General features: G+C 39.2%; 8 protein-coding genes. 5 read left to right on the forward strand and 3 right to left on the reverse strand.

Annotation, left to right across the window (positions count from 1 at the left end):
* Positions 1-21 precede the first annotated feature (21 nt).
* The 5 genes from DWZ47_RS20755 (at position 22) to DWZ47_RS20785 (ending at position 12,050) form a co-directional block, all read left to right on the forward strand.
* Positions 22-2,109 (forward strand): beta-glucosidase family protein, encoded by a 2,088-nt coding sequence (locus tag DWZ47_RS20755; protein ID WP_117514515.1) that lies wholly within the window; start codon positions 22-24, stop codon positions 2,107-2,109.
* A gap of 695 nt (positions 2,110-2,804) precedes the next feature.
* Positions 2,805-5,375, forward strand: a complete 2,571-nt coding sequence (locus DWZ47_RS20765) for a family 78 glycoside hydrolase catalytic domain (RefSeq protein ID WP_117514517.1) — start codon at positions 2,805-2,807, stop codon at positions 5,373-5,375.
* A gap of 191 nt (positions 5,376-5,566) precedes the next feature.
* A complete protein-coding gene (locus DWZ47_RS20770; RefSeq protein ID WP_004302799.1) occupies positions 5,567-6,442 on the forward strand; it encodes a DMT family transporter in 876 nt (291 codons plus the stop codon).
* A gap of 536 nt (positions 6,443-6,978) precedes the next feature.
* Complete coding sequence (locus tag DWZ47_RS20780; protein ID WP_117514521.1) at positions 6,979-9,561, forward strand: zinc-dependent metalloprotease; 2,583 nt, start codon at positions 6,979-6,981, stop codon at positions 9,559-9,561.
* Positions 9,558-12,050, forward strand: coding sequence for a zinc-dependent metalloprotease (locus DWZ47_RS20785; RefSeq protein ID WP_117514523.1), 2,493 nt, complete (start codon positions 9,558-9,560; stop codon positions 12,048-12,050). The genes DWZ47_RS20780 and DWZ47_RS20785 overlap by 4 nt, the downstream gene beginning before the upstream one ends.
* Positions 12,051-12,122: 72 nt before the next feature.
* On the opposite strand, the gene DWZ47_RS20790 is transcribed toward DWZ47_RS20785, so the two are convergent.
* From DWZ47_RS20790 to DWZ47_RS20805, 3 genes are all read right to left on the reverse strand, one after another.
* Positions 12,123-13,400 carry a hypothetical protein gene (locus tag DWZ47_RS20790; RefSeq protein ID WP_004322659.1) on the reverse strand — a complete coding sequence of 426 codons (1,278 nt, stop codon included), beginning with the start codon at positions 13,398-13,400 and terminating at the stop codon, positions 12,123-12,125.
* 246 nt (positions 13,401-13,646) lie between these two features.
* Positions 13,647-15,032, reverse strand: coding sequence for a RagB/SusD family nutrient uptake outer membrane protein (locus DWZ47_RS20800; RefSeq protein ID WP_007762573.1), 1,386 nt, complete (start codon positions 15,030-15,032; stop codon positions 13,647-13,649).
* A 12-nt stretch (positions 15,033-15,044) separates the two neighbouring features.
* Positions 15,045-18,356: a SusC/RagA family TonB-linked outer membrane protein gene (locus DWZ47_RS20805; RefSeq protein ID WP_117514525.1), complete on the reverse strand. Its 3,312-nt coding sequence runs from the start codon at positions 18,354-18,356 to the stop codon at positions 15,045-15,047.
* Between the last annotated feature and the right edge of the window lie 946 nt (positions 18,357-19,302).

Raw genomic sequence — 19,302 nt, forward strand, 5'->3', positions numbered from 1 at the left:
AATATATTATATACAAATTCCATGAATAAACTAGCTTTGACCGCTCTTTTATTATTCAATCTCGTTGGGCTGTATGCCCAGCGAGAGATGAATGTAAAAGAAGCTTATGAAGAGGCAAACAAGTTATTACAAACCTTGACATTTGAAGAAAAAGCATCAATGGTACGGGGATATAACAGTTTTTTTCTGAAAGGTATTGAGAGAAAAGGAATTCCTCCTATTTACCTGTCGGATGCGACACAAGGAGTTAATATCCGTACCAACTTACCGAATCCCAATATGGTGAAACAGCTGGAAAAGTCTACCGCTTTTCCAGCTCCCATTCTATTGGCTTCAACGTTTTCGCCGGAATTGTCATATCAATATGCAAAAGCCGTTGGAGAGGAATGTAGAGCTGGAGGGATCGAAATTCTGTTAGGACCTGGGCTTAATATTTATAGACAGTCGCAATGTTCCCGTAATTTTGAGTATTTCGGAGAAGATCCATATCTTGTAGCTAGAATGGTTGAGGAATATGTAAAAGGTATGCAAAGTACGGGTACTGCTGCTTGCTTGAAGCATTTTTTGGGTAACAATACAGAATTTTATCGTAAACGGAGTAATTCTATCATTAGTGAACGGGCAATCAATGAAATCTATTTACCTGGATTTAAAGCAGGAATAGATGCGGGGGCTATGTGTGTAATGACCTCTTACAACCAATTAAATGGAGACTGGGTAGGTCAAAATCCTTATGCGATAAAAGAATTGTTGAGAAAACAACTTGGATTCAGTTGGTTGGTGATGAGTGACTGGAATTCTGTCTGGGATTTGGAAAAGGTGGTAAAATCCGGTCAGAATGTTGAAATGCCCGGCAGTTATGATTTCGGAACATCCATAGTAGAGTTATTCAATCAGGGTAAAATAACGGAAAAAGATCTGGATAATATGCTGTTGCCTACTTTAGCGACATGCATAGCTATGAATTTTTATAAAAGGCCTAAATATGAGCCTTCTCTGCTATCAACCTTTCCCATGCATGAAAAAATAGCCAAAAGAGTGGCAGAAGAGGGCATTGTATTGTTAGAAAACAGAGATAATATTTTGCCATTAGATCCGGCGGTTAACAGAAAGATCTTGTTAACGGGTAAATTTGTTTCCGAAATTCCACGTGGTTATGGGGCGGCAGAAGTTATAGGCTACAACAATGTTCGGTTAGTAGATGCTTTGCAAAAGGAATTCGGACGTACTGTATATTACATAGAACATCCCACTGTAGCTGAGTTACAGGAAGCTGATATTGTAATTTTAAGTATGGGTACACGAGATAGGGAAGCGGTGGAAAGACCGTTCACTCTACCAAATGAGGAAGAAGGATTTATGCGCTACATCACAAGTAATCATAAAAATGTTATTGCTGTCATTAATTCAGGTTCCGCTATTAATATGTCTGCATGGAATGATAAGGTGGCAGCATTAATATATGGATGGTATGGAGGACAATCCGGGTTTGAGGCTTTGACCGATATCATAACAGGAAAAGTCAATCCTTCGGGGAAACTGCCAATAAGCATTGAAAAGGACTTTAAGGATTCTCCGGCATGGGGGTATCTTCCCAAGGGAGCTTCTTTATATAATGAATGTAAAAATGAGTTTATGATAAAGGTATATGATATACATTATAATGAGGATATACTCGTTGGATACCGGTGGTATGATACCCAGAATATAGAACCATTATATCCTTTCGGTCACGGATTGTCGTATACTACTTTCTCTTTAACAAAACCAGAATTGACAGTGAAAAAGATAACGGGTAGCCAACCTATAAAATGTACTGTCGTATTGACTAATATCGGTAAAAGAAAAGGATCTGAGGTGGTTCAGTTGTATGTCCGGGAAGATAATCCGACATTGCTGCGTCCGGTAAAAGAACTCAAACAGTTTGATAAAATAGCGTTATCTCCTGGTGAAAAAAGAATTGTGGAATTTGAACTAACCAAACAGGATTTCGCTTTTTGGGATGAGCAATCGCATGGCTGGAAAGTTAATCCCGGACGATATACCATTATGTTGGGAACATCTTCCAAAGCAATTGAACACAGCTTGTCATTTGTCATTGAAAAATAGTAAGAGAATAAGTTATTGTTTTTGATATTAAGGTTTAGAAAATCTGTCTTTCCCTATTGACTTTCTTCTTTTTATTTTGTACATTTGAGGTCAATAATAATAAAGAAATAACAATGAGATATATAAATTTTATTACATAAAATTCAATAGGTTAATATGCGAATTGCATAACGAGGATAACGAATGGGCAAGAAACTGTGAAGGTTCTTGCCCATTTTTGTTGCAATAATTCTATTTTAGGTATTGAAAGTGTCAAAAAAGAGTTTATAATAAACTTGGATACCGTTTATAATAAACCCCTTCGTTATTTATTAAAAACTTGAATAGAGTTTATTCGATTTCGAGGTTTTTGTGTAAAGAAGAAAGAATGATTGCAATGAATAACTGGCATCTTCTTTTCTTATTTGGTAAATAATAGGTACAATAGGCTGAATGATTGTATTGATTATATTATTTTACAATATATCATTGTTTTGCTTGATAATCGATCATTCAATGTACAAAGCTCCTGTCGTCTGTTCAATCAGATCGGACTTATGAGTCAGTTCCGGATTGAATAGAAACCAGCATTGAGTCAAAAAAAATGCAGAAATCGTCTGTCATATCATATAATTCTGTAATTTTGTTGTGCAAGCCCTGTAAAACTAAACAGCATTTCCAAGTTAATCTTTTAATACTAAAAAATACATATAAGTATGAAAATGAATCTTCATTGTTTTGCGAATCTTATCCCGATAATGATTCTCGCGCTTTTCTCGAATAGCGGACTGATAAACGCAACCGAAGTCGGAAAACGTACTGACGCATTGGAAGCATCAGCCTGGAACGAATCCAAATGGATTTCAGCAGTAGACGCCCCTATAGTGAAAGGACATAACAACGGTCGCGCAGCTGATGGTGCCAGTTGGTTCGTGTCCACCGTGAAAAACGAACAGAAAATTGTCTCCGCCAAGTGGATGACTGCTGGACTGGGAGTTTACGAGTTGTATGTGAATGGGAAAACTGTAGGTGGGGAATTCCTGAAACCGGGCTTCACACACTATGCCAAGACCAAACGTTCTTTTACCTATGATATTACAGACGTTATCCATACCAAGTCAAACGCCGAGAACATGCTTTCCGTACAGGTGACGCCGGGATGGTGGGCTGATAAAATCATAACCCCCGGAGGACATGACGGCATGATAGGCAAGAAATGTGCCTTTCGCGGTGTACTGGAACTGACTTTTTCTGACGGAAGCAAGAAGCGCTACGGTACCGATCTCGAAAACTGGAAAGCCGGAATTGCCGGTCCGGTGAAACATGCCGGTATCTTTGACGGAGAAGAGTACGATGCACGCGAACCGATGGGCTTCGAATGTGTGGACAAACTCTCCATACCCGAAGAGAACACCGAATTTTCTGGCGACATTCTGCCTTCGGACGGAGCGGAAGTCTATCTGCGTACAGATCTTGCTCTTGCTCCTATCAGAGCATATATTTGGAAGAATATAGAAGGAGCGAAAGAGAACGAGTTCGGTAAGGTGATTATCGCCCGTGAGTTCGCATCGGGCAAGGAGATGACCGTAAGTCCGGGAGAGACGTTAGTGGTGGACTTCGGGCAAAACTGTGCCGGTGTACCCTCTTTCGTATTCAAAGCTGCCGAGGGAACAGTGTTGACCTGCCTTCCCGCAGAGTTGCTCAATGACGGCAACGGTGCTAAGATTCGTGGCATGGACGGTCCGGAAGGAAGTTGCCACCGCGAAAACCTGCGCATTCCCCACACTGGTATCCGCCTGGATTACACCTTTGCTGCCGGAGATAATTATGTGACCTATTACCCTCATTGCACCTTCTTCGGCTACCGCTACGTCTCCATAACTGCCACCGGAAATGTCTCTATCAAGTCGTTGAAGTCCATCCCCGTTACTTCTATCACAAAGGAACTGGAGACCGGCACTATCACCACAGGCAACGACCTTGTGAACAAGCTCATTTCCAACACCTATTGGGGGCAGCTATCCAACTACCTCTCCATACCTACCGACTGTCCGCAGCGCGACGAGCGCTTGGGCTGGACAGCAGACACACAAGTGTTTGCCGAAACCGGTACGTTCTTTGCTAACACCATGAAGTTCTTCCACAAGTGGATGCGTGACATGCGCGACACCCAAAACAGTTTGGGCGGATTCCCCGGAGTGGCTCCCTTGGCACAATACGGTGATGAGAAAATGCGTTTGGGTTGGGCCGATGCCGGAATCATCGTGCCCTGGACGGTATGGAAGCAATTCGGTGATACGCAAATTATTGAGGAGAGCTGGAACGCCATGGACCTGTTTATGAACCACATCAACGACACCAAATATAAACACGAGACCCTCTGCGGTGAGAACGGCAACTACCAATGGGCTGACTGGTTGAGCTACGAACCGCTGGAAAGTTGTAGCGGACTGGCTTTCTCTCCCCAAGGTCCGCTTCCTGATGCCGTCAGCTATTGGAACTATTTGAGCGCTTCCTACTGGGTGATAGATGCTTTCATGATGCGGGATATGGCTGCCGCCACCGGTCGCGATGCCGCCAAGTACCAGCAAATGGCCGATTCGGCAAAGGCATACATCAAAAAGAACTTCCTCAACGAGGACGGCACCTTCAAAACCGCCATCCTCAACACCATGCAAACTCCTGCCTTGTTTGCCCTAAAGAACCAGCTTTTGGAAGGCGAACCCAAAGCGAAGATGATAGACCGCCTGCGTGAAAACTTCGCACAGCACGATCTTTGCTTGCAGACCGGATTCTTGGGCACATCCATTCTCATGGCTACCCTCACGGAGAATGGCATGGAAGACATTGCCTATGAACTACTCTTTCAACGTAAGAACCCAAGCTGGCTGTATTCTGTGGACAATGGAGCCACCACCATTTGGGAACGGTGGAACAGCTATATGATAGACAAAGGAATGGGACCACGCGGCATGAACAGCTTCAATCATTATGCCTACGGATGCGTATGTGAATGGATTTGGGAAACCGTTGCCGGCATTGCAGCCGATCCTGCTACTCCCGGCTTCAAGCACATCATTATGAAGCCCATTCCAGACAAGCGATTGGGACACGTAACTGCCGAATACCGTTCTGCCGCCGGACTCATTAAGAGCGCATGGAAATACGAGGGTGACACTTGGATTTGGGAATTCACCCTTCCTAAGGGTGTTACCGCTACCGTAACCCTTCCCGGAGAGATGAAGTCAAAAGATTATGGAAGTGGAACTTACAAGGTGACCAAATAAAGTATATAGTTGCGATAGTTTTTCATGTAGGGATTTGATAGTAAGGCTGTATTCCTCTTCGGGATACAGCCTTCTCTTTTGTTTTGGCAAAATATCTGTCTATGCATTTTTCATCTTTTTTCTCTATGTGGAAGTTTTTTGCACATATATTCTCAATTCCTCGTATCTTTGCATTCTATTAAAACATCACTATGGAATTGAAGCATGGATATTACCATCTGATTGCGATACTTGTAGTTGCTATTTGGGGACTGACCTTTATATCAACCAAAGTACTGATTAATCACGGACTGACCCCACAGGAGATATTCCTTTATCGTTTTCTCATTGCTTATCTGGGTATTTGGGTGATTTCTCCCAAACGTCTGTTTGCGGGTAATTGGAAAGACGAACTTTGGTTGATGGCAGGAGGTCTTTTCGGTGGCTCACTCTATTTCTTTACCGAGAATACAGCTTTAGGAATCACGCAAGCATCCAATGTAGCTTTCATCATTTGCACAGCTCCTTTGCTTACCACCATTCTTTCCCTTCTCTTTTATAAGAGTGAAAAAGCCACCAAAGGTTTGATTTATGGTTCCATATTAGCTTTAATCGGAGTGGGACTGGTGGTCTTTAACGGCAGTTTTGTACTTAAATTATCTCCGGTAGGGGATTTGCTTACTTTACTTGCTGCCCTGTCGTGGGCATTTTATAGTTTAGTGATAAAGAAAATGACGGGGCGTTACCCCACTGTATTTATCACTCGCAAGATATTTTTTTATGGAGTATTGACCATACTTCCCGCCTTTCTTCTTCATCCGCTGCAACCGAATCTTGATGTACTTTTAAAACCGATTGTATTATCCAATCTTTTGTTTCTAGCTGTTCTGGCTTCCTTGATATGTTATGTCCTCTGGAATGTGGTCTTAAAACAGTTGGGAACTGTTAGAGCTTCCAGTTATATCTATCTCAATCCGTTGGTGACAATGGTGGCATCCGTAATCATTCTTCACGAACAAATCACGTGGATTACATTATTGGGAGCAGGTTGCATTATATTTGGAGTCTATCAGGCAGAAAAGAAATAAATAGGTAAAACCACACAAGAAATAACAAATATAAGAGTGACAAAAAGGAAAAAGAAACGCATTAGTGAAAAGATGCGGAGATACAATCTCAGTTTACAGCGTCCCCAAGAGGAATTCCGTCGGCGTGTGATAGAGTCGGAGAGAATGAGGAAGGAAAGGGAACCGGAAGAAAGGAGGAGAGAACGGTGGAGAAAATGGAAGAAATGGCTTGGATTAGTCGATTTTACTGAATATGACGGTCCGTTTCCCATTTTTATATCTGCAGTGTTCTTTTTAGTGATTTTTTTAGGTGGGATAAGTTTATGCGTTTTAGGATTGTTCAAGGACCCATATAAGATTCAAATAATGCCAATCTTATATGGTATACTTTTAACCATTTGGAGTGCGAAAGCCTTGATAATCTTTTATCCTGTTCTAAAAGCAGTCATAATCGCTTTATTTGAAGACAGAAAAAAGTAGATTTTATTGGAGATAATTCTTTATAATTCTTAGATTTGTATTCTATTACTAGAGTATGAATTAACACTATTATCAAAATGAAAAGAATTTGGGTGGCTCTTTTAGTATTTTCTATGCTGGGAGGAGCTGTATCAGCAAATGCTATTTCTTTTAAACGTAAAAAGACAAAAAAGAAAGAATCTGTTGAGAAAGAAAAAACTGCTTATGATAAACTGTTCTCATCTAATCATTCGAAAGCAGAAGGTTTCATCACTGTACACAAAGTGAAAGAAAAAGTTTATTTTGAACTTCCATTATCGTTGTTGAAACGTGATATGTTGTTGGGCTCTGCAGTTACAGAAATCAGTGATAATAGAAATGCCATTATAGGATCAAAACCTACCGAACCTATTCATTTTCGTTTTGAAAAACTGAATAACAAAATCTGTCTGTCTGCTATTCAAACAGATAATGTGAGTGGTGATAATGACAATCGATTGAAGACGGCTATTGCATTAAGTAACATGGATGCCATATTGCAAGCCTTTGATATTTCTGCCTATAATAATGATAGTACGGCTGTTGTGTTTGATGTTACCGGTTTTTTTGTGGGTGACAATAAGCTAATGGATCCTTTTGATAAATATAGTGCAAATATGTCGAGAGGACGTAAGCGTTCGACTTCTTTCCAAAGTAGCAAGTCGTTTGTTGATGGTTTTAAGGCTTTTAAGGACAATATATCTGTCCGGAGTTGCCTAAGTTATACTTATTCGTTGACCGGAGGTAGTGGAAAAGACATTAAGGACGAACCTCTGACTGCAAAGGTGACACGTTCTATCCTGTTATTGGATTCTGTTCCTTACCGTCCCCGATTGATGGATAGCCGGATTGGTATTTTCCCGACTATAAAAAAAGAATATTCGGCAACCAAACAGACGATGCGGGCAATCTATTATGCAAATCGCTGGCGTTTGGAGCCTTCTGATTTAAAAAGTTATGTAGAGGGTAAAAAGGTGACACCTGTGAAGCCGATTGTTTTTTATGTAGATAGTTGTTTCCCTGATAGTTGGAAAGCATCTATATTTGAAGCTGTCAACCAATGGAATGAGCCATTTGAAAAAATAGGTTTTATACAAGCTATCCAGGCTAAAGAATTTCCGAAAGATGATCCGGAATTTGATGCGGATAATTTGAAATACTCTTGTATTCGTTATGCGCCGATTGCTATTGAAAATGCAATGGGTCCCTCTTGGGTAGATCCGCGCAGTGGAGAAATACTGAATGCTTCTGTATATCTGTATCATGATGTTATAAAGCTGTTGAATAATTGGATTTTTATTCAGACTGCTCAAGCTGACAAACGTGTCCGTCATAAAATTATTCCAAGGGAAGTGATGGATGATGCTTTACGTTATGTCGTTTCACACGAAGTAGGACATTGTCTCGGATTTATGCACAATATGAGTGCTTCTTCCGTCATTCCGGTCGACTCTCTGCGTTCTCCTTCGTTTACACAGAAACATGGTACTACTACCTCTATAATGGATTATGCACGTTTTAATTATGTGGCACAACCCGGTGATATGGAGCGTGGAGTTCGTATGATGCCTCCTCGCTTTGGGCTGTATGATGATTATTTGATTCGTTGGAATTATACACCGGTACCGGAAGCTAAAACAGAGGAAGAAGAGTATGCGATTGCTTCAAAGTGGATTACGGATTTATCCGGTGATCCTGTATATCGGTATGGAAAACAACAGTCGGATATACTTGACCCTCGTTCTCAAACGGAAGATTTGGGAGATGATGCGGTAAAAGCAACTCAATATGGTGTGAAAAACCTGAAGTATATCTTGGCTAATCTGAACCAATGGCTGGATAAGGAAGATAATGATTATAAACACCGATCTGCTATTTATGATGGTATTATAATGCAGTATTTGACTTATATGTTGCATGTTTATCATAATATCGGTGGCATTTATCTGCATGAAAAACTGGTCGGTGATAAAGTGGAAGCTCTGGAAAGTGAACCGAAGGAGAAGCAAAAAGAGGCAATGAGTTATTTTCTGGAACAGCTGGAAACGATGGATTGGTTAGATAACAGCGATGTATTGGATAAGTTGCCTATGGTTGGTAAACCTTCTGATGCTTTGCGTAATGTGCTGATGAAATTATTGATGGCGGCTCCTGCCCGTGTGGAATTTTCGGCACTGAAAGCTGAAGGCGATAAATATGATGTTGACGAATGTATGAATGACATTTATGAATACATCTGGAGTCCTACTTTGAAAGGGCGTAAACTAACCTCTACTCAAATGAAGTTGCAGAATTTATTTATTAAACAGTTAGCTTCAACGGCAAAGATTAATTGGAATAAAGATTCGAAATCATTGGCAGATGAGGATGTTTGGGAATCGTTAACCACGCTTCATCATAAGATAGGGGAAGGACACAAAGGATGTTGTGTGTCGGACTTGGAACGTATGTTTAATCCTGTAGCCGGATTTGAAGAACCAATGGCCGAGTACTTTGTCCCCAGAAATCAGGAGAGTATGTGTTATGGTTATTTCTTGCGGGTGCGCGACTTATTGAATAATCAAAAGCAACATGCCGATAAAGATACTCGACTTCACTATCAATTATTGCTTCATCAAATGAATAATGCGTTAAACAGATGATTATGAAGAATAAATATATCCTTTTACTTTTTTTGTCGGTCTTTGGTCTGTCCGTTTCTTATCCTTTGGAAGGGGCAGCTAAGAAAAAGAAAAAAACAGAGCAGGTAAAATCGAAGAGTGATTATGAAAAGCTATTGAAAGGTAAATCCAATAGCATGGAGTCCAAGGGATTAATGAATCTTTATTGGATTGAGAATAAGATATATATGGAAATACCTAAGGCTGTTTTAGGTAAACGTCTGTTGATGGGAGGGGTGGTTGATAAAGTCAGTAATCCACAGGAATCGTCCGTGGGATTTCGCCCTGCCACTTCTTTACAGGTGAGATTTTGCCAATCTGATTCGTTGGTCAGACTTTATCGGGTTGCCAATCGTCCGACTACCGGTGATGGCTCTCGTATCGGCGATGCATTGAAAAAGAGCTTTAGTGATATTGTTCTGGAGCAGTTTCCAATCAAGGCTTATTCTCCTGATAGTGCTTTGGTGATTGATGTCACTTCTTATGTGTTTAAAGATGACGAATACATGAATCCGATAGATCCGAAGGCATATAATACAATGGATGGCTGGGTGAAAAGGAAGGCTACTTTTAAACAAGACCGGTCGATGATATCCGGGATTGCCTCTTACTCGGATAATGTATCTATTTCATGCAATATGAGTTATAGTCTTTCCATGTCGTTGTTCGGGCTTTTCCCGATAGCAGACGATATTCCTTTCAGTGCGGTTGTGAAGCGTACATTTATGTTATTACCGGAGGATGAAGATTATCTTCCCCGTTTGGCAGATCCTCGTGTTGGTACTCTATGGAGTGACAAGGTTAGCTTTTCGGATAAAGCGCAAGGAAGTGAAGTGCAGTATTGGGTGAATCGTTGGAATTTGACAGAGGAAAACCCTATTGTCTTTTATGTAGATACTCTGTTGCCCGAAAGCTGGCAGCGCTGTGTATATCGTAGTGCTGATATATGGAACAAGTCTTTTCAGAAGATTGGTTTTCCCAATGCGTTGGTAGTGAAGCCTTATCCTAAAGACGGTACGGTGTTTGATGCCAATAATATTACTAAATCCTGTATTCGTTATATCATTTCACCGTCTAACCAGATTACAGACAACTGTTGGAGTGATCCGTTGACAGGAGAGATTATAAGTGCCAATATTTACATTCCGCACAACTTGGCATCGAAAATCCAGTTGGATTATTTCCTGCAAACATCTTCTTTTAATGAGAAGGCTCGTACGTTGCTGCCCGATGAGGGCTTGGTAGAGGAAGCGTTAACGTCTTTATTGTTGAGGCATTGGGGACATTGTTTGGGGTTGAGTGATAATATGGCAGGATCTATTGCTTATCCTGTTGATTCGCTTCGGTCGAAGGAGTTTGTTAAGCAGCATGGGCTATCTGCTTCCGTTATGGACAAGCTCCCCATGAACTATTTGCTTTCTGATAATAGTTATAGTGAAGGAATGCCTTTGGTACAGTCGGTGTTAGGGGTATATGATGATTGGGTAATTCGTTATTTGTATCAACCTATGAAAAAGAATACGCCGCAGGAGGAATTACCCGGTTTGCAATCGTTGATATCTGAACGTAACCACAATCCGTTATTGTTGTTTAAAGGGCCGCAAAACAGGAAAGCGTATTATGACCCTCGTGGAATGGAAAGGGATTTGGGGAATGATGCTATCCGTTCGGCAACAATAGCTTGTGAAAATATAGCGAAAGTAATAAAGAATGCCAACCAGTGGCTGGACAAGGAGGATGTGGACTATGAGCTGCGTGCTGTTTTATATGGTCATATCATCAAGCAGGTGAATGAATATATGAAGCATGTACTGCAACAAGTGGGTGGTATTTATTTGAATGATAGTTACTATGGAGATGTTTATCCTTCTTTTCAATCAGTGCCCAAAGAGGTCCAGCGCCAATCTTTTTTGTGGATGCTGGATGCGATTGAAAAGATGACATGGATGGATGATAAGGAATTGCTGAATCATTGTGCCTTAACAGGGAGTGTTGCCGATTATTCTCAAAAATTTCTGGGAAACTTGGTATTAGTGCAGTTGAGTAATATCTGGCTTAGTGAAAGTAAATCGAATGATCCTTATACGCAACAGCAGGCTATTTCAGATTTGATAAGCTTCTTGTTCAAAGAAGCCAGAATGGGTAAGAGTTCTGCTGATTTTAAGCGTTTTATGCAAGGACAATTCTTGAATGCTGTTATTTCATGGTCGGATGTAAGTCCGGTAAAAGAAAAAGGTTCATCATCCGGTTCTTCTAGCTTTGCGATTGGAGAAACTAATTCTCATTGGGGAATGGAGCCAATTGAAAGCATTTCATATCTGTCTGTTCCGGCAAGAGCTCATTTTTGGTATGGATGTCTGATGGATTTGAAACAGGAATATGTCAAAGCCAAGGCAATGGCACCGACGAAAAAGTTAAGAGAGGATTATGATTATCGGTTGTTTATAATTGAGAAGGCGTTGAGAAAGTAAGATTGAACAAAAGTCTCTCATCCATTTAGGAATTATGGATGAGGGACTTTTATTATTTGAACTTATATTATCTTATTCAGCTACGCGGGTGAATTTATAATTGATGCCAAACATATCTACATCAAATTCTTCATCATAGTCATTATAAGTACTGACAAAGAAATCTGTAGGAATATACTCATGAAAGTAAATGATGATATTGTTATCATCTAGCTTATCAATTCCCATTATAACATCGGCTGGTTCAGACTTTTGAGATGAGAAAAATTTGTTTGCTCCGGAAATAATATAATATGGAGCATCATATTCTTCATCTTTTTCCCAATCAAGAAGACCTTTTTCAATATGATCAAAAGTGACTTTATGTCCACTAGGATTACAAAAGAAGTTTTTTAAGCTTCCGGTAAGATGCGGTATGATTATGTCATTTCCGTCTGTGTGGATGAATTCCAGATAATCATTTTCACTGTTTTTTACGGGTAAGTTTACCATATCTTCAGCAGGAATTTCATACAATTCAAAATTAATTTCATTTGTGATCTCTACAGGTTTCCATTTTCCTAGCATATCTATAAATTTCACTTGGTCAAGTTTTAAAGAATAGGAAATAAAAGATCCTGGATAATAAAGGTCAGAGTCGCCTTCACTAGGTGCTTTTAAATTGATAGTAGCTGTTTTACCTGCATAGTCTTCAGCATCCTCTTGAATTGCAACTGTGAAATGAGCTTGTCGCCCATTTTTAGGTATAGTTATAGAAGTTGGGGCAGTGAAATCAGTACCTATTATCGCACTACTTGATGAACCAATCTCCAAAGGAAATGTAATATCAGAAAGAGCCTTAAAACTTTTTCCACTAATTTCACCTTGAACTTCTACCCATATCTCAACAGTACTTAATACTCGAGAGTAAGATGACGTAAATGAATACATAATACGTTCCTTGGTTTCTATAGGAATGATAGCTATCTTTTTATCTCCCAATACATAACCGTTCACCGGATTAATAGAGAGACGGATTTCACGTCCACTAGTTAAATTGTTTTTAGGTATTAGTATCAATTTTCCACTTGTTTCACCTGCCTTTATCGTGAATTCTTTAGCAGAAATCTCATAATCTTCATTCAGTTCTGCGGTCCCCTCAATATTGACAGGAACTATAAGGTCTGTTTCTGGTGGTACAGATGCCCTAAGTTCTACTTCCAAACTTCCCGAAGAAGGAAGAATATAAATGGATCGACTGAACGAAAGATTAGCAGCCGAAGAATCATCATCACTGCATGAAATGGCTATTATGGGAAATGCCATTACCAATATAAGCAGAATGTTTATGTTTCTAAGCATTGTTTTCATTTTACTCAATCGATTTTATTGGTTAATTGCTTCGTTATATTCATCCCATCGTGCTTGTACTTCTGCACGGTCTTCGGCAGTTAGGATTGTTCCAGTGGGAACAAGATAGTCTGTTGTTACAGATGCTGTTTTCGGAGTTAGTTCTTCTGGTTCACTACAGGACGAGCATATAAATATGCAGTTTGTAACTATTATTGCTGTAATATATATAGTATATTTCATTTTTTGTTTTATTAAAGTTAATACTTAATTTATATACCCGGGATTTTGTATGAGAAGGTCTGGAAATAGTTCTACATCAGCCCTCGGAATAGGATATGTGTAAAGGTACTTTTCTGTAACATATTTTTTCCCATTTGCAGCAATCCAAAATTCTGGTCTTCCATTGCGTTTCAACTCAAACCAACGATCACCTTCGAGAAAGAGTTCCATTCTACGTTCGCAAAGAATGGCGGAAATTAGCTTACTGAGAGGAGCGCCAGTGGCATCTACAGTGATGTTTTGTTTAGCTACTTCAGGTAGATTATCCATTGTATAAGCTATATAATCTTGGGTAATTCTTTTGGAACGAAGGAGATTAAGATATTTTAGAGCTTCTGTTGTATTATTCAAGTGCGCATATGATTCAGCAATAATGAGACATAGTTCTTCACTGCGGAATTTAGTTGTAACCTTTTTGATAGGTATTCGTTGTGCGTTGAATGAATTTGCTTTGCGTATGTCATTTGGGCTACTATTGAATAATTGTACTAGCTCTTTAGATACAGGACGCTGAATAACATTGCTTTGGGCAACAACATAACTTAAGCTTCCTATATCATTTTCATTAGTGTAAGAGGCGATGATAACATTTTTCCCTTTTGAAAGTTTCTGATTTATATTATCCGCATATTCTTCAGCTTCTAACATAGGATATTGTTCAAGCACTTCTTTAGCGTATATGATGGCATTTTCCCAGTCTTGTGTCCAAAAGAAAAAACGTGCCATAAAAGCTTTGGTTACCTGAGCCGTAAAGAGGTAGTCTTTATCGGTTACATTGTATAAGAGTGCATTGCGAAATCCTTTTAATATAAATTCTGCTGTTTCTTTTTGGTTCGAACGTTCAGGTTTGGCTTCCATGTCGAATTCATCTACAAGTGGTAATCCTAACGTTTCAGTAGCAGTTTCCGGTTGATAGGGCTCACAAAAACTTTGTAGCAGATTATAATAGCAGATAGAACGAAGACTCCATGCTGTTCCTAGTATGTTTTTTGCCATTTCTGATTCTGTATCTTCCATATTGCTGATGATAACATTGCAGTCTTTGATAACGGAATACAGTTCAGGATAACGTTTTTGATTTGTATTGATACGACTACCGACATATAATTGTGTATTAACAAGGGAACTGGCTAATGTTCCATCCAAATCTTCTGCAAAGAATTCCAAAAGACTTGTATAGTCGGGTTCAGGTATAATTGTAGCATTGGCACCCTTTTCTATCTCGTCCAGCCAATAATGAAGAATTGTGGAATATTCCTCGGCTGTTTTAGGTATAATTTTTCCTTTGGGTTTTACATCCAGATAATTGTTGCATGAGGTAAGTATGAATAGCAAACTGCAACAGGTGAGTATAAGTTGTTTTATTTTCATAGTTATGCTTTTTTAGAATCCTACATTTACGCTAAACATCACAGATCTGCTGACAGGATACGTTGCTCCGGGAGTTTCCGGATCCATACCTTTATAGCTCGTAAAAGTGAAGAAATTATTAAGTGCCATTGAGAAATCCACATTTGAAAGTGCTGTCTGATTTAATAATTTCTTCGGGAGTGAGTATCCTACAATAATACTTTTAATACGTACATATGATAAATTGGTGAGATATGCCCCGCGTGTAATATTTGGATCCATTGGGTTATAATAACCAAAGTTATACGAATCCTTGAAAACGTTCCATACACGCGGATAGGTACCGTCAGTATTGTTGGGTGTCCAACGGTCAGCGGCAATTTTCGGTACATTCAGTTGTTTTGTAAATAGGTCATTCTCGAATACCTGTGTTGATTCACTTTGAGTTCCATAACCTGTATTTTGATAAGAAACGGGAGGTTTAATATATTCAAGTACTTTAGATCCTGTTGCATAGGTTCCGTTCACACTTAATCTGACACCTTTATATTCTGCGGTAATGTTGAAGCCACCGGTAATAGGGGCTTCCCCTGTTCCCAGATAAAATTGATAGTTGTCAAATTTATTTAAATCAGTTGCAGTATTGATTTCTGCATCCGGGCGTAATTGGAAAGAGTAAAGACCTGTATCCGGGTCAATACCGGTAAGTCTGCCGCTATAGATAGCCTCCATTGGATATCCTTCCCAGTATCCTGCATAAGAAAGTTTATTTAGTGGGTCCTTATATCTAGTTATCCTATTCATATTATAGGCAATATTGCCAGATAAGGATAAAGTAAAGTCTTTAGTTTTTACAGGAGTTCCATTTAGTGTGGCTTCAATACCTTTGTTTTCTACATTTGCCGTATTATATTGTTGTTTTGAATATCCAGTTGTGGTTAGTACCCGTACACTAGTTACCATATCAGTGGTTTTACGGTAATATCCTTCAATAATACCGGTTAAGCGGTCATTGAAAAGCCCAAAGTCCAATGCAACTTTCATATCTTTCGTTTTTTCCCAGCGCAAATTGGGGTTTGGAGGAGAACTGATACTTCCAATATGATAAACATTATTTGCCACATTGCGATAATCATCAAGGAGATTAATGATAAGTTGCGGACTTACAGCACGGCTGATATTACCAGTGAATCCGGTTGCCAGCCGAAGAGTCAATCTGTTCAATACTGGTTTGATAGATTGCATAAAGTTCTCTTCGCTGATGTTCCAGGCAGCACCTGCGGCCCAGTTCGGATTGAATTGTTGGTCGCTACCGAAGTTGGAGCTGCCGTCTGTACGGAAAGAAGCATTCAATATATACTTTGTTTTATAATAATAATCGGCGGAAGCATAGAAGGAAGCGAACTTTTGCTCATTCCAAGTTTCACCGGAAGAAGCATCCAAAGCAGTCAGATATTCTTTCAGCTTGTCATAGTTAACTCCTTCGGGAGTAGAAGGTAAAGGGGTAATTGTGTTTCCTGTTAGAGAATCATAACCATATCGTTTACTGAAAAGTCCGTTCGACTTGTTCCCGCGGAGTTCGGCGCCTGCTATTAAGGAAATTGCATGGTCGCTGCCGAATTGGTCATCATAAGCAAAGTGTCCGCGTATCATATAGCTGTCATTATCTATATTACGTTGTAAAACTGAAGCATATTCTTTTTGTGACAAGTAGTCAACTGACATGCGGTTATCTAATGCGGCTTTGGTTCCATCGCCATATATTTCTTTCAGACGGTTGGTGGAATAAGTATATGAAGCGAGTCCCACAAAGCGTAATTTGCTGATAATGCTATAATCAATGCCGGCACGTACAGTTGTATTTATATTTTTAGTACGTGAAGAGGTTTCATTCATTTCTCGCATAATATTGAAACCGCTGTCGGGCACTTTCTTTCTGCTCGTAGTTTCATAGTTATATTTACCTAATGTATAGTAGGTTTCATCTGTGCAATAACTGCCGTCTGTATTATATGGTTTTTCGTATGGATTGGCAAAATATGCGTATTGGAATGGGTCGAAAGTACTTAATGCCGGCGACTTGGAATCTTGATAAGACATTGATGCACCAAAATCTAATCTTACTTTTTGGTTGGGAGTCATGGTGAGGTTAGCCGTTATGTTATAACGGTCGTAATTATTGTTTTTTAATAAACCTGCATTGCGTGTGTATGCTAATGATGTATAATAGGTGTATTTCTCACCTCCTCCACTGATAGATAAGTTGTGTGTTGTTGATACTCCATTCCGGAACAGTTCGTCGTACCAGTTAGTGTTGTTCTGACTTAATTCGTTGAGATAGGCGTCTTGTTGTTCTTTATTCCAGCCGCTAAAACGTCCTTTACCGGAACGTACAATACCAACTATACCTACCACTGGATAATCTGTTTTACCTTCTCCAAAGTAAGGGGCAGAGAATTCATCCCATAATCCTTGTTCAAAAGCAATTTTTTCTTGGGAATTCATTAAAGAATAATCCCTTTGTGGCGATAGTGTGACAGAAACGTTACCGGAATAATTGATTCTTGTTTTCCCTTGTTTCCCTTTTTTAGTGGTTACTACAATAACACCTCCTGCTGCACGAGACCCATAAATAGCTGTAGCGGAAGCATCTTTTAGGATCGTGATGCTCTCGATATCGCTTGGATTAATACCTGCAATACCATTCATAAACATATCATCGAACTGTCCTGATTTAATTTCCGAACTACTTGGCATATCAGCTATACTTTCTTGTACGGGTACTCCGTCAATAACCCATAAAGGTTGTCCGTCTCCAGTGATCGTGTTGGTACCTCTGATTCGTATTTTTTGTGTACTACCGGGCTGTCCGGTTACAGCTGATACGGCTACACCTGCAATTTTACCTTGCATTAAGGCATCGACAGTCGGTTGGGCTTGATCTTTTAGCTGGTCGGCAGTAATGATGCCTACTGAACCTGTCATCTTTTTAAATGTAGTTTGAGTATAGCCAGTGATAACAACCTGATCGAGTTCACTTGTTTCTGCCTCCATCTGTATTTTGATGAAAGAGGTTGTCCCTTTTAGTAAACGCTCTGCATTTTTCATACCGATATAGGAAAAAACAAGCGTTTTCCCTTCATTTACTTCCTTGATGGAAAACTTACCATCAATATCTGTAGTAACACCAACTTGGGGGACTTCCTTATAGCGGACGGAGACGCCAACTAATGGTACCCCACTTTCGTCAGTTACAATACCCTTTACTGTTACCTGTGCATTTGCAAATAATGGTAAAATTAAAGCAAAAAGTAGTGTCAATGAAAAAATGGGAATTTTATTCATAATTATATTAATTTGGTTTGTATAGATGCAAATGTATTATTCTTAGCCGATATAAACAAGAAAAATGCTAATATTTGTCTATAAAACGTGTGTTTCTGTCTGTGCAAGGATTGTTTGAAGTTTATTATTTTTTTATAAAAGTATAGAAAATAGTTCACAGTGTGTTGTAGCTAAATTTTGCATTATAGCATATTGGGGAGTTTGATAAGTATGTAGAAGGTAAAAAAGAATAGCTCAATTTGAAAGTTTGGGGATAAAACAACTGTACCCAAAACGGTTCGTTTCTGCACGGTTTTGAATAAAATAATGGAGTATTCTGAAAACGTTGTGGTAAATCTGAAAAAGACGATTGAGTTTTTAAGATTCCCCGTTATCTTTTTATTATAAGATATGGGTCAAGGGTGAGGGATGGTGAGGGTAGATTTATAACTTTCGTATTTTTTTTTATAGATAAAAAAGGAGATAGTATAGAAAATAATAAAATAAAAGGTTATAAATCTACCCTCACCATCCCTCACCCTTGACCTATTCACTAGCGCACCGTTTAACTCGTTTCTGAACAGAAATGAACTAATTTCGAGTTTGTACAGATTTATTTTTGATACCTAGTGGGTTTATGGCTAATGATACATGAATTTATTCGTCTGACAGCTGTTTCTTTTTCGTCTGACAATTGTCAGACGAAAGAATAACAGTTGTCAGACGAAAGTTCAACAACTGTCAGACGAATAAATCTATGTATGATGAATATTAAATCATCGCATATTACCAATTAAATTTTAGAAGAACTAAGATTAGTTCATTTCCATACCGTTATGAACTAAACAAGAATATTCCCTTGTTCTTATTGATTTCTATAGACATTCTTTTATAACTGATTCCCTATTCAGGCTTATTGATTTGATACGCAACTTTTATTTTGTTCTACCATAGTGTAGTTATCTTT

The organism is Bacteroides sp. AF32-8BH (assembly GCF_003435205.1).
Taxonomy (GTDB): Bacteria; Bacteroidota; Bacteroidia; order Bacteroidales; family Bacteroidaceae; genus Bacteroides; species Bacteroides ovatus.

Coding starts and splice junctions, on each gene's coding strand:
- DWZ47_RS20755 (WP_117514515.1), top strand. CDS start 22: ATGAATAAACTAGCTTTGACCGCTCTTTTATTATTCAATCTCGTTGGG.
- DWZ47_RS20765 (WP_117514517.1), top strand. CDS start 2,805: ATGAAAATGAATCTTCATTGTTTTGCGAATCTTATCCCGATAATGATT.
- DWZ47_RS20770 (WP_004302799.1), top strand. CDS start 5,567: ATGGAATTGAAGCATGGATATTACCATCTGATTGCGATACTTGTAGTT.
- DWZ47_RS20780 (WP_117514521.1), top strand. CDS start 6,979: ATGAAAAGAATTTGGGTGGCTCTTTTAGTATTTTCTATGCTGGGAGGA.
- DWZ47_RS20785 (WP_117514523.1), top strand. CDS start 9,558: ATGATTATGAAGAATAAATATATCCTTTTACTTTTTTTGTCGGTCTTT.
- DWZ47_RS20790 (WP_004322659.1), bottom strand. CDS start 13,400: ATGAAAACAATGCTTAGAAACATAAACATTCTGCTTATATTGGTAATG.
- DWZ47_RS20800 (WP_007762573.1), bottom strand. CDS start 15,032: ATGAAAATAAAACAACTTATACTCACCTGTTGCAGTTTGCTATTCATA.
- DWZ47_RS20805 (WP_117514525.1), bottom strand. CDS start 18,356: ATGAATAAAATTCCCATTTTTTCATTGACACTACTTTTTGCTTTAATT.